This is a genomic window from Mycolicibacter senuensis, assembly GCF_002101885.1.
Classification (GTDB): Bacteria; Actinomycetota; Actinomycetes; order Mycobacteriales; family Mycobacteriaceae; genus Mycobacterium; species Mycobacterium senuense.
Window position 1 is genome coordinate 330096 of sequence record NZ_LQPS01000039.1, and the last position, 11967, is coordinate 342062.

At 70.1% G+C, this 11967-nt stretch carries 12 protein-coding genes; 8 read left to right on the forward strand and 4 right to left on the reverse strand.

What is annotated here, in order from left to right; genetic code table 11:
* Positions 1-266: 266 nt before the first annotated feature.
* The 3 genes from carD to ispF are packed head-to-tail and all read left to right on the forward strand — an operon-like array spanning position 267 to position 1908.
* The gene (gene carD, locus AWC24_RS13765; protein ID WP_085085707.1) at positions 267-755 is read left to right on the forward strand and encodes an RNA polymerase-binding transcription factor CarD; all 489 of its coding nucleotides are present in this window, start codon (positions 267-269) and stop codon (positions 753-755) included.
* Between the two features lie 14 nt (positions 756-769).
* Positions 770-1435, forward strand: a complete 666-nt coding sequence (gene ispD, locus AWC24_RS13770) for a 2-C-methyl-D-erythritol 4-phosphate cytidylyltransferase (protein ID WP_085085709.1) — start codon at positions 770-772, stop codon at positions 1433-1435.
* Complete coding sequence (gene ispF, locus AWC24_RS13775; protein ID WP_085085711.1) at positions 1432-1908, forward strand: 2-C-methyl-D-erythritol 2,4-cyclodiphosphate synthase; 477 nt, start codon at positions 1432-1434, stop codon at positions 1906-1908. The genes ispD and ispF overlap by 4 nt, the downstream gene beginning before the upstream one ends.
* An 18-nt stretch (positions 1909-1926) precedes the next feature.
* On the opposite strand, the gene AWC24_RS13780 is transcribed toward ispF, so the two are convergent.
* Positions 1927-2628 carry a hypothetical protein gene (locus AWC24_RS13780; protein WP_085085713.1) on the reverse strand — a complete coding sequence of 234 codons (702 nt, stop codon included), beginning with the start codon at positions 2626-2628 and terminating at the stop codon, positions 1927-1929.
* A gap of 126 nt (positions 2629-2754) precedes the next feature.
* Between AWC24_RS13780 and cysS the strand changes: the two genes are divergently transcribed.
* Genes cysS through AWC24_RS13795 form a run of 3 tightly spaced genes read left to right on the forward strand, consistent with a single transcriptional unit; the run spans position 2755 to position 5990 of the window.
* Positions 2755-4164 carry a cysteine--tRNA ligase gene (gene cysS, locus AWC24_RS13785; RefSeq protein WP_085085715.1) on the forward strand — a complete coding sequence of 470 codons (1410 nt, stop codon included), beginning with the start codon at positions 2755-2757 and terminating at the stop codon, positions 4162-4164.
* Positions 4165-5106 (forward strand): 23S rRNA (guanosine(2251)-2'-O)-methyltransferase RlmB, encoded by a 942-nt coding sequence (gene rlmB, locus AWC24_RS13790; RefSeq protein WP_085085717.1) that lies wholly within the window; start codon positions 4165-4167, stop codon positions 5104-5106.
* 23 nt (positions 5107-5129) lie between these two features.
* Positions 5130-5990: a glycerophosphodiester phosphodiesterase family protein gene (locus AWC24_RS13795; protein WP_109560473.1), complete on the forward strand. Its 861-nt coding sequence runs from the start codon at positions 5130-5132 to the stop codon at positions 5988-5990.
* Positions 5991-5997: 7 nt separating this feature from the next.
* On the opposite strand, the gene AWC24_RS13800 is transcribed toward AWC24_RS13795, so the two are convergent.
* The 3 genes from AWC24_RS13800 to kstR are packed head-to-tail and all read right to left on the reverse strand — an operon-like array spanning position 5998 to position 8842.
* On the reverse strand, positions 5998-7242 hold the full coding sequence (locus AWC24_RS13800; protein ID WP_085085801.1) for an SLC13 family permease: 1245 nt from the start codon (positions 7240-7242) through the stop codon (positions 5998-6000).
* Positions 7239-8159, reverse strand: a complete 921-nt coding sequence (locus AWC24_RS13805; protein ID WP_085085721.1) for an MBL fold metallo-hydrolase — start codon at positions 8157-8159, stop codon at positions 7239-7241. Before AWC24_RS13805 ends, AWC24_RS13800 begins: the two co-directional genes overlap by 4 nt.
* A gap of 11 nt (positions 8160-8170) precedes the next feature.
* Positions 8171-8842: a cholesterol catabolism transcriptional regulator KstR gene (gene kstR / locus AWC24_RS13810; RefSeq protein WP_085085723.1), complete on the reverse strand. Its 672-nt coding sequence runs from the start codon at positions 8840-8842 to the stop codon at positions 8171-8173.
* Between the two features lie 215 nt (positions 8843-9057).
* On the opposite strand from kstR, the gene AWC24_RS13815 reads away from it, so the two are divergent.
* Both AWC24_RS13815 and AWC24_RS13820 read left to right on the forward strand, forming a co-directional pair.
* Positions 9058-11202 carry an acyl-CoA dehydrogenase family protein gene (locus AWC24_RS13815; RefSeq protein WP_085085724.1) on the forward strand — a complete coding sequence of 715 codons (2145 nt, stop codon included), beginning with the start codon at positions 9058-9060 and terminating at the stop codon, positions 11200-11202.
* A 59-nt stretch (positions 11203-11261) separates the two neighbouring features.
* Positions 11262-11967: maltotransferase domain-containing protein (locus tag AWC24_RS13820; protein ID WP_133055725.1), on the forward strand; the 706-nt coding region annotated here is incomplete at its 3' end.

The following is an 11967-nucleotide window of genomic DNA, read 5'->3' on the forward strand; positions in this document are numbered from 1 at the left end:
GCCTCCTGCTCGGCGCGGCGGTTTGTGACTATGCACTGTAGTAGCACGCCGATAGCGGCGGTAGTTCAGGGTTGGGGCTCGGCTCAGCGGATACCCCGGGGCGTGATCGAGCGCCCCGAACCGGCCCGTCGTGGCCCACGTCATGCATGGTTTGATCTTGCTGTCAAGCCCCCGCCGGGTGCTGCGATTGCCCCTGACCTGCACCGTTGATCGTCCGGTGTCTGAGCGACGTGTTAGCATGGGGTAGCGAAAGGGGCTCAAATCAGATGATCTTTAAGGTCGGAGACACCGTCGTATATCCACACCACGGTGCAGCGTTAATCGAGGCGATTGAAACCCGGACCATCAAAGGCGAGCAGAAGGAATATTTGGTCCTGAAGGTGGCGCAGGGCGACCTCACCGTTCGAGTTCCCGCTGAGAATGCAGAATATGTCGGCGTGCGCGACGTGGTCGGGCAGGAGGGCCTCGACAAGGTCTTCCAGGTACTGCGCGCCCCGCACACCGAGGAGCCGACCAACTGGTCGCGCCGTTACAAGGCCAACCTGGAAAAACTCGCCTCCGGCGACGTTCACAAGGTAGCTGAAGTCGTTCGCGATCTGTGGCGTCGCGACCAGGAGCGCGGTCTGTCCGCCGGTGAGAAGCGGATGCTGGCCAAGGCACGTCAGATCCTGGTCGGTGAGCTGGCGCTGGCCGAGAACACCGACGACGCCAAGGCGGAGACCATCCTCGACGAGGTGCTGGCCGCGGCCTCCTGACCACCGGAGTATCGGTGGCAAGCACAGTTGCCGTGGTTCCGGCCGCGGGTTCGGGTGTTCGGCTCGGCGCCGGCATCCCCAAGGGGTTTTTTCTGCTCGGCGGGCAGACTCTGGTCGAGCGCACCGTGGCGGTCTTGCGGGAATCCGGCGTCGTCGATCAGGTGGTGGTCGCGGTCCCGCCGGATCGCACCGACGAGGCCAAGCTGATCCTGGGCAGTAAGGCGACCATCGTCGCCGGCGGCGAGAACCGCGTCGATTCGGTTCGGCTGGCGCTGGCCAGTGCCGGCGATCCCGACTTCGTATTGGTCCACGATGCCGCACGACCGTTGACCCCGGTGGCCCTGGTGGTCCGGGTGGTCGAGGCGCTGCACGGCGGCCACCGGGCGGTGGTTCCCGCGCTGCCGGTGCCCGACACCATCAAGGCGGTCGACGCCAACGGGGTGGTGCTGGGAACCCCGGAGCGGGCCGGCCTGCGGGCGGTGCAGACACCGCAGGGATTCGCCGCGGACCTGCTGTTGCGCGCCTATCAACGGGCTGGCGCGGGCACCCAGTTCACCGACGACGCTTCGATGGTCGAGCACATCGGCGGCCAGGTCCAGACCGTCGACGGTGATCCGCTGGCCTTCAAGATCACCACCGCATTGGACGCGGTGCTCGCCGAGGCGGTGCTGAACCGGTGAGCGGGCTGCCGCGGGTCGGGCTGGCCACCGATGTGCATCCGATCGAGCCGGGGCGGCCTTGCTGGCTGCTGGGGTTGCTCTTTGCCGACGCCGACGGCTGCGCCGGGCACTCCGACGGCGATGTGGCCGTACACGCGCTGTGCGACGCGCTGCTGTCGGCGGCAGGGCTGGGGGACCTGGGCGCGGTTTTCGGCGTCGACGAGCCACGCTGGGCAGGGGTAACCGGGGCTGTGATGCTCGGCCACGTGCGCAACCTGCTCGACGGCAGCGGATTCACGGTCGGTAATGCCGCGGTGCAGGTCATCGGGAACCGGCCGAAAGTGGGGCCGCGGCGCGCCGAGGCGCAACAACTGCTGTCGGAACTGCTGGGTGCACCGGTGTCGGTCTCGGCGACCACCACCGACGGGCTCGGGCTGACCGGCCGGGGCGAGGGGCTGGCGGCGGTCGCTACCGCGCTGGTGGTGCCGGGCTAAATAACGCGCAGACGGGTTTCAGCAGACGCCGAAGATGCCGCCGATGATGCCGCAGGCGATCTCGCCACCGACGTTCACGCCGGTTTCGGCGGCGATTCCCGGCAGCTCGCCACCCAGGCTGGCGGCAAGGTCGCCCGCGGTGTCGGCCGCGGCCTGGCCGGCCAAGTCGGCGGCCGCCTGGCCGGCGGCATCGGCCGTAGCGTCGGCAACGTCGGCGCCCAGCATGGCACCGGCGTCCGTGAACGTACCCGTCAGCAAGTCAGGGTCGAGGGTCAGGTCGAGATTGGCCAGGTCACTGGCAACCGGAGCCGCCAGGCCCCAGGCGTCGGTGGCCGCGGCCGAACCGGCGAAATCCGTAGCCGCGGCCGAAGCGGCCTCCGCGCCGGTGGCCGGAGCTCCCCCGGCGAGACTGGTCAGACCCGACATCAGCATCGGCGCGAGCATCATGGGCGCGTACATCGCCATCATCGGGCCCATCATCGCCATCGAGCTGCCGATAGAGGCGCCCATCCCGCCGGCGCCGGCGGTCGTGGCACCCGCCGTGGTGGCCTGGTCGGCCTGGTGCTCAACCTGCTCCCGCTGCTGCTCGGCCTGGGCTTCTTGCATTACCGCCTGCTGCTCGGCGGTCAGCGACGGATCATCGGCGTACGCCACCCCGGTGCCCGCGATTGTGGCCGCAGCCAGGAGCGCACCGGAGACTGCCACCAGACGTTTACTCACTGCCGCAATATATGCCACCCGTAACCACCTGTCCACCGATGCGGTCATGAGTGTCCGTTTCTGGGAAATACCTGGTAGAGGCGGTCGCTCGGGTAGCCCGCCACCGGCCCGGTAAGCTGGCCCGTCGTGACCGATCGCCCCAGCCTGCGACTGCACGACACGGCAACCGGCGCCGTGCGTGACTTTGTGCCGCTGCGGCCCGGTCAGGTGTCGATCTACCTGTGCGGCGCAACCGTTCAAGCGCCGCCGCACATCGGCCACGTCCGCAGCGGAGTCGCGTTCGATGTGCTGCGCCGGTGGCTGACCGCCCGAGGCTACGACGTCGCCTTCGTTCGCAACGTGACCGACATCGACGACAAGATCCTCACCAAGGCCGCCGCGGCCGGTCGGCCCTGGTGGGAGTGGGCCGCCACCCACGAGCGGGCCTTCACTGCCGCCTACGACGCGCTCGGTGTGCTGCCGCCCTCGGTCGAGCCGCGCGCCACCGGGCACATCACCCAGATGGTCGAGCTGATCGAGCGGCTGATCGACTCGAGGCACGCCTATCCCGGCGACGGCGACGTCTATTTCGACGTGCTCAGCTATCCCGAATACGGCCAACTGTCCGGTCACAAGATCGACGACGTGCACCAGGGTGAGGGTGCGGCCACCGGCAAACGTGATCCGCGCGACTTCACGCTGTGGAAGGGCGCCAAGCCCGGCGAACCCAGCTGGCCGACGCCGTGGGGCCCGGGTCGCCCCGGCTGGCACCTGGAGTGCTCGGCGATGGCCCGGACCTACCTCGGTCCCGAGTTCGACATCCATTGCGGGGGCATGGATCTCGTCTTCCCGCACCACGAGAACGAAATCGCCCAGAGTCGTGCCGCCGGTGACGGGTTCGCCAACTATTGGCTGCACAACGGCTGGGTCACGCTCGGTGGCGAGAAGATGAGCAAGTCGCTGGGCAACGTATTGTCGATGTCTGCGGTGCTGCAACGGGTTCGGCCCGCCGAACTGCGCTACTACCTGGGCAGCGCGCACTACCGCTCGATGCTGGAGTTCTCCGAGAACGCCCTGCAGGACGCCGTCAACGCCTACGTCGGCATCGAGGACTTCCTGCACCGGGTGCGCAGCCGGGTGGGCGCGGTGGCCGTCGGCGCCTGGACGCCACGGTTCGCCGCCGCGCTCGACGACGATCTCTCGGTGCCGATCGCGCTGGCCGAGGTACACCGGGCCCGTGCGGAGGGCAACCGGGCCCTCGACGCCGGCGATCACGACGGCGCGCTCGCGTCCGCCGGCGAGATCCGCGCGATGATGGACGTGCTGGGCTGCGACCCGCTCGACGAACGCTGGGAATCGCGCGACGAGACCTCCGCGGCGCTGGCAGCGGTGGACGTGCTGGTGCGTGCCGAACTGCAACGCCGGGAAACCGCCCGCACTGAACGGGATTGGCAGCTGGCCGACGAGATCCGCGGCCGGCTCAAAGACGCCGGCATCGACGTCACCGACACCGGCGACGGCCCGCAGTGGTCGCTGCTGCTCGACGGGGCGGGCTAGATGGCCGGCAACTCCAAGCGCAAGGGTGCGGTGCGCAAGCCCGGCACCAAGAAGGGCCCGACCGTCGGTTCCGGGGGACAGCGTCGTCGCGGGCTCGAGGGCCGCGGCGCCACGCCACCGGCGCACCTGCGCGAGTACCACCCGGCCGCCAAGGCCGCCAAGCGCGCCGCCAAACAGCGCGCCTATCGGACCGCGAAGCGCACCGACGAGAACGAAACCGTGCTGGGCCGCAACCCGGTGCTGGAATGCCTGCGGGCCGGTATCCCGGCCACCGCGCTCTATGTCGCACTCGGCGCTGAAGCAGACGAGCGCTTCACCGAATCGGTAACCCGGGCAGCCGATTCCGGGCTGCCGATCCTGGAGGTCCCGCGGTCAGACCTGGACAAGATGACGACCAACGGTCTGCACCAGGGCATCGCATTGCAGGTTCCGCCGTACGACTACGCCCACCCCGACGACTTGCTGGCCGCGGCGCGGGCGGATGTCGCGCCCGCGCTGCTGGTCGCGTTGGACAACATCTCCGATCCGCGTAACCTCGGCGCCATCGTGCGGTCGGTGGCGGCATTCGGTGGCCACGGCGTGCTCATCCCGCAGCGCCGGTCCGCGTCGGTCACGGCGGTGGCCTGGCGGACCAGTGCCGGTGCGGCAGCTCGTATCCCGGTGGGCCGCGCACCCAACTTGACGCAAACCCTCAAGGGATGGGCCGGTCGCGGCCTGCAGGTGGTCGGTCTGGACGCCGGCGGCGACACCGTGGTCGACGAGTTGGACGGGACCGGGCCGATGGTCCTGGTCGTCGGCTCCGAGGGCAAGGGCTTGTCCCGGCTGGTCCGGCAGAACTGCGATGCGATCGTGTCGATTCCGATGGCCGGTCCCACCGAGTCGCTCAACGCGTCGGTGGCCGCCGGGGTGGTACTGGCCGAGATCGCCCGCCAGCGACGGTGATCCGCCGCGCTGCGATCGCGGTGATGGCGGTGGTCGCGGTGTTTGCCGGCTCTCCGGTTGCGGCGCAGTCGGCAGGTTTTGATCTGCAGGCGCATCGCGGCGGCCGCGGCGAGACCACCGAGGGGTCGCTGCGCGCGTTCGCCAAGTCGATTCGAGCAGGGGTCACCACGCTGGAATTGGATATCGTGCTGACCCGGGATGCCCAGCCGCTGGTCTGGCACGATCGGGTGATCGAGCCCGCCAAGTGCGCCGACACCGGCCCGCTGGTCGCCGCGGACCCCGACTACCCGTACGTCGGCAAGCGGGTGGCCGACCTCTCACTGGCGCAGCTGCGCACCCTGGACTGTGGCCAACCGCTGCCGGAGTTCCCCGAGGCAGAAGTGGTGCGCGGCAACGTGATCGCGACACTGCCGGAGGTGTTCGCGCTGGCCGGACACGCCGACGTGCGCTACAACATCGAGACCAAGGTCGATGGCGACAACCAGCGCCAGATCGTGACGGTGATCCTGGCGACGGTACGGGCCGGCGGCAAGCTCGACGCCGTCGAGATCCAGAGCTTCGACTGGCGCACCCTGTCGCTGGTGCGCGCCGCCGAGCCGGCCATTCCGCTTGTCGCGCTGTGGGACCGGGGACCGGACCCGATCGCCGGCGCCGTTGCAATCGGTGCCGAGGTGGTATCCCCGGAGCACCGCATCGTCGACCGGGCCTTCGTCGAGCGCGCCCATGCCGCCGGGCTGAGGGTGGTTCCGTGGACTGTCAACGATGCCGACGCGATGCGCGAACAGATCGCCGCCGGGGTCGACGGATTCATCACCGACTACCCGTCGCGGGCACGCGAGGTGCTGGCCGAGTGCGGCATACCGCTGCCGCCGGCGACCGGTTAGACGGCGGTTAGACGCCCACCAGCCGCGCACCGGCCCACAGTGCCAGCACCGCGGCCAGCAGACTCACCGGAACCGTGCACAACCCCAACCGGGTGTACTCGCCGACACCGGCCGGCACGCCGTACCGGCGCAGCACTCGCCGCCACAACAGGTTCGAAAGTGAGCCGGCATAGGTCAGGTTGGGACCGATGTTGACCCCGATCAGTACCGCCAGTACGGCCACCGGGCCGGCGGGTGCCACCAGCGGCGCCAGCACCAGCGTGGCGGGCAGGTTGTTGACCAGGTTGGCCAGCACCGCGGCCACCGCTGCCACGCCCAGCAGCGCAGCCAGCCCGGAGCCCGCCGGCAGCAGCGCACTCATCCGATCGCCCAGACCGTTGTCCACGACGGCGCGCACCACCACACCGAGGGCCAGGACGAACACCAGAAAGCCCACGTTGGCCGCCCGCAGGATGCCGGCGGGGGTACTGCGCCGCAGCGCCAGCCCGCGTCCGGCCAGCACGGTGGCGCCGGCCACCGCCGCCCACGCCGGCGCTACGCCGAACGTCTCGGCGACCAGGAACCCGGCCAGCGTCAGGCCCAGCACCACGAGTGCGAACAGCGGAACCGGTGGCGGCGGGCCGGCCCGCAGGTGCACCGGCGTCGCCCGCAGATCGGCGCGGAAGAACCACCTGAAGATCAAGTAGATCACCGCCGTCGCGGCGAGCCACGGCGCCGCCATCAGCGCGGTGAACCTCGCGAACGACAGCCCGGTCGCATGGAAGGCCAGCAGGTTGGTCAGGTTGGACACCGGTAGCAGCAGTGAGGCGCTATTGGCCAGGTGCGCGGTCGCATAGGTGTGGGGACGCATCGGCGCGCCGCGGCGCCGGGCCATCGTCAACACCACCGGGGTCAGCAGCAGCACCGTCGCGTCCAGGCTCAATGCCGCGGTCAGGCAGGACGCGATGACGAAGACCCGGCGCAACAGGTGCTGCGGCGGCCCGACATCGGCGCGGGCCATCGCCGCCCCCGCGGCCTCGAACAACCCCTCGTCGTCGCAGAGTTGTGCCAGCACCAGCACCGCACCCAGGAACGCGACGACAGGCAGCAGAGTGGCGGCTTCGGCTACCGCGTCATGCACCGAGATCGCACCGGTCGCAACCAGGATGGCCGCGGCCGGCACCGCCGCGAACAATTCCGGCCAGCCCCGCGGACGGGCCACCGCGAACCCCAGCACCACGGCGAGCAGCAGCAGGGCCAGTATCGAATTCAGCGCCACGGGTCTTCGCGCCGCCACACCGTGGGGAGGTGCAGCGCGACGCCGTCGGCCTCAGCCAGCTCGGTGAGGACCCGCATTGAGAAATCGAGATCGTCGCCGGCATACGGCAAGGCGCGCAACGGCTTTGACAGTGGTCGGAAGAAATCGTCCCAGTGGGTCAACACCACCGTCTTCGCGCCGACCGCGCGCACCGTCTCCGACCAGTAGTCAACGAGATACTGGCGGGGCTGCAGACCGAGCTGGCCCACGCCCAGGTACACCACCTCGGCGCGGTGCCCGGCCAGCGCGCCCGGAACGAACCCGGCGCTGCCGATGATCAGCAGTCGCCGGCCCGACGGACGGTGACGCACGACGGCCGACCAGGCCTCTCCGCACCGGTAGGCCGTCACCCGCACCGGAGGAGTGACCGGGGCGGTGATCGGTCCCGGGAAGCGGTCCGGGGGGCAATGCTCCGACTCGACCAATGTGACCTCGTAGGAACCCAGCGTGATCGGCTGACCGGGCGCCGCGACGACGAGCCGGTCCTCGGCCAGGCCGTGACCGCGACCCACGTTGGCCGCCGACTCACCGCCGACCAGCACCGCACCGGTGCGTTCGGCGACCAACGCCGAATCCAGCACGTGGTCGATGTGCGTGTGTACCGCGATGACCGCGGCCAGGCCCTGCACCCCGGCGCGGGCCAGGCAGCCGTCGACGCGGGCCGGTACGGGGGCCACCTTGCCGAACTGCACCCGCGCCAGGCCGGGCCGGGAGAAATAACCGTCGGTCAGCAGCGTCGAGGATCCGTCGTCGATCAGCAGTGTCGACACTCCCAGCCAGGTCGCCCACAACGGTGCGTCCGGTGCGGCCGGCGCGACGGTGAACCGGTGCGCGTACCTGCCGAGGTCGGGACGGCCGGGCTTGAGGCGCATCGGCGGGTGGGTCAGACCTTGGGGCTGTCGTCGTCGCCGATCAGCAGCCGCACCGCCAAGTCCAGTCGCGTGGTGAAGTCGGTCGCCGACGCCCGCCGGGTCAGCCAGGCGAGCAGGTTGGACAACCACACATCGGAGATGACCCGGGAGATGTGGTACTGCTCCTCGGTCGGCTCGCCGTCGCTCATCGCCCCGGCGAACATCGAGTCGATCAGCTTCTGGACGTGATCGACCTCACCGGCGGCCGATGCGTCGGCGAAGACGTACGCCCGGGTCATGGCTTCGGTGAGCAGCGGATTGCGCTGCATGGCGCGGTTGAGTTTGTTGACCACGAGGTTGAGGCGCTGATGCCGGGTGGTTTCGGCATAGGCGGCGGGGTCGGGTCGGGTCTCGACGCGCGCGATCTCCCGGCCCATCGCCGAGACCAGCAGGTGGACCTTCGAGGGGAAATACCGGTAGAGGGTGCCCACCGCGACGTCGGCCCGGTCGGCGACCGCCCGCATCTGCACCGCGTCGTAGCCGCCCTTGGAGGCGATCGCCAACGTGGCGTCCAGGATGCGTTTGCGCCGTTCCCGCTGCGCCTCGGAACCGAGATCGGACTCGGTCAGCACGGCCACGCTGGTGACCTCGCGGGGCTGGGTGCTCGCTCCGCGACCTGGCTTGCTGTCGGCTGGTGACGACATGAGAGGGGCAGCTCCTTCAGTTGGCCTACTCGCCAGTAACGATACGCACGGCGTAGCTGAATCTCGCACTCCCAACCCCGGCGGGACGTGACATGTCCTGCCACAATGGTTCGACTTGACGTTTGGACGCTGGCACTATTAGAACACGTTCTAGTGAGCGTGGTGGTCTTCTCACCACGGAAGTTCCAGACCGTCATGACCCCGAGGAGCCCAGCGTGTCAGCGAATACCACGGAGACCAGTGCCGCCGACCAGCTTGCCGCCCGCGAGCTGGTCCGTGACTGGGCCGCCGCTGCGGGCACCGCGGAGGCGATTCGCGCCGTGGAACTCGGCGAAACTGACGCCTGGAAACCGGTTTTCGCCCGGCTGGCCGAGTTGGGCCTGTTCGGGGTGGCCGTCCCCGAGGAGTGCGGGGGCGCCGGCGGCCGGCTGGAAGACCTGTGCGCGATGGTCGACGAGGCCGCCAAGGCACTGGTTCCAGGTCCGGTGGCGACCACCGCGCTGGCCACCCTGGTGGTCGCCGACCCCCAGCTGACCGAAGCCCTGGCGGGCGGTGAGCGGGTGGCGGCGGTTGCGATCGACGCCGACCTGCACTTCGATGCCGCGACCGGGAAGGTCTCCGGCACCGCCGAGCGGGTGCTGGGAGCGACCGCCGACGCGCTGCTGGTGTTGCCGACCGGGCAGGACTGGGTGCTGGTGGACGCCCGCGCCGACGGGGCCGATGTCGAGCCGCTGGTCGCGACCGACTTCTCCCGGCCGCTGGCGAAGGCGACGTTGTCGGCCGCGCCGGCGGTACTGCTCGAGGCGGGCGGTCGCGTGGAGAATCTGGCGGTCACGGTGCTGTCCGCCGAGGCGGCCGGTGTCGCTCGCTGGGCACTGGACACCGCCGTCGCCTATGCGAAGGTCCGCGAGCAGTTCGGCAAGCCGATCGGCAGCTTCCAGGCCGTCAAGCACTTGTGCGCCGAGATGCTGTGCCGTGCTGAACAGGCGGCGGTGGCGGCCGCCGACGCGGTTCGCGCCGCCTCGGACTCCGATGAGCAGCAGTTCGCGATCGCGGCCGCGGTAGCCGCCGCGATCTGCATCGATGCCGCCAAGGCCAACGCCAAGGACTGCATCCAGGTGCTCGGCGGCATCGGCATCACCTGGGAACACGACGCCCACTTGTACCTGCGCCGGGCCTACGGCATCGGTCAGGCGTTGGGCGGACAGGAGCGCTGGCTGCGCCGTACCACCGCGCTGACCCGGGCCGGGGTGCGCCGCCGGCTGGAGGTCGACCTCGACCGGCACGACACGGCGAGCGACATCCGGCCTGAGATCGCCGCGGCAGCGGCCCGAATCGCTGCGCTACCCGACGAGCAGCGCCAGGTGGCGCTGGCCGAATCGGGTCTGCTGGCCCCGCACTGGCCGGCGCCCTACGGGCGCGCCGCCGGCCCGGCCGAGCAGTTGGTGATCGACCAGGAGCTCGCCGCGGCCGGTGTCGCTCGCCCGGACCTGGTGATCGGCTGGTGGGCGGCGCCCACCATCCTCGAGCACGGCACCGCCGAGCAGATCGAGCGGTTCATCCCGGCCACCCTGACCGGTGAGATCTTCTGGTGCCAGCTGTTCTCCGAGCCGGGCGCCGGCTCGGACCTGGCCGCGCTGCGCACCAAGGCGGTCAAGGTCGACGGCGGCTGGCGACTGACCGGGCAGAAGGTGTGGACCTCGCGGGCGGACGACTCGCAGTGGGGCATCTGTCTGGCCCGCACCGACGCCGACGCGCCGAAACACAAGGGAATCACCTATTTCCTGCTCGACATGAGCGCCGAGGGCATCGACATCCGGCCGCTGCGCGAGATCACCGGTGATGCGCTGTTCAACGAGGTCTTCCTCGACGACGTGTTCGTGCCCGACGAGATGGTGGTCGGCAACGTCAATGACGGCTGGCGGCTGGCCCGCACCACGCTGGCCAACGAGCGGATCGCGATCGCCGGCGGCACCGCGCTGGGCAACCCGATGGAGGAACTGCTGAACGCCCTGTTCGGTGGGCAGGACGATCGGGAACCGGACACCGCCACCGCCGACCGGCTGGCTCGGCTGATCATCGCCGCCCAGGCGGGCTCGCTGCTGGACCAACGTATTGCCCAGCTCGCCGTCGGTGGTCAGGATCCCGGCTCGGAGTCCTCGGTCCGCAAGCTGATCGGGGTGCGCTACCGCCAGGACCTGGCCGAGTACCGGATGGAGGTGACCGACGGGGCCGGTGCCGTGGCCGGGCGCCCGGTGCACGACTTCCTCAACACCCGCTGCCTGTCGATCGCCGGTGGCACCGAACAGATTCTGCTGACCCTGGCCGCTGAGCGGTTGCTGGGGTTGCCGCGCGGGTAGCTTCCCGGCGCTGCGGGTACCCCCCTTGTCGGAAACGCAGCCGACGAACGGAGTGGTGGGTGCCGGGCCGAATCGAGGTCGATGGCGTTACGCCGGTTGTGTCCTGCGGCAGATACCCCGCCAAGGCCGTGGTGGGAGAGGTGGTGCCGGTCGAGGCCACCGTGTGGCGCGACGGACACGATGCGGTCGCGGCGACCTTGGTGGTGAGCTATCTCGGCCGCGACTATCCGGCATCCCCGGGTGCGGCTGGGCTGGACCACGACGCCCCGCAGCGGCGTGCCGGATGCCCGCGAACCGAACCACGGCTGGTCGCGATGACGGCCGGTGCGCAGCCGTACGTCTTTCACGGTCAGTTCGTCCCGGACCGGGTCGGGTTGTGGTCGTTTCGGGTCGACGGCTGGACCGATCCGATCCGCAGCTGGCGCGACGCGGTGGTGGCGAAGCTCGACGTCGGCCAGGGTGAAGCCGACTTGTCCAATGATCTGCTGATCGGCGCTGATCTGTTCGACCGTGCCGCGGCCGGGATACCGCCCGGCGCCCGGCGGCCGCTGTCGGTCGCCGCCGCGGCGTTACGCGACCCCGGCGACCCGTTGGTTCGGTCGGCGCCGGCGTTGTCGGACGAGGTCGCCGAGCTAATCGGCCGCTACCCGCTGCGTGAGCTGCTCACCGGGGGGTGTCAGCAGCTGGCGTGGGTGGATCGGCCGCTGGCTCGCTTCGGTGCCTGGTATGAGATGTTTCCGCGCTCGACGGGCGGCTGGGATGGTG

What these genes read in the sequence shown, in the direction of transcription:
- carD (WP_085085707.1), top strand. Translation starts at nt 267, where the DNA reads ATGATCTTTAAGGTCGGAGACACCGTCGTATATCCACACCACGGTGCA.
- AWC24_RS13795 (WP_109560473.1), top strand. Translation starts at nt 5,130, where the DNA reads ATGGCGGTGGTCGCGGTGTTTGCCGGCTCTCCGGTTGCGGCGCAGTCG.
- kstR (WP_085085723.1), bottom strand. Translation starts at nt 8,842, where the DNA reads ATGTCGTCACCAGCCGACAGCAAGCCAGGTCGCGGAGCGAGCACCCAG.
- AWC24_RS13805 (WP_085085721.1), bottom strand. Translation starts at nt 8,159, where the DNA reads ATGCGCCTCAAGCCCGGCCGTCCCGACCTCGGCAGGTACGCGCACCGG.
- rlmB (WP_085085717.1), top strand. Translation starts at nt 4,165, where the DNA reads ATGGCCGGCAACTCCAAGCGCAAGGGTGCGGTGCGCAAGCCCGGCACC.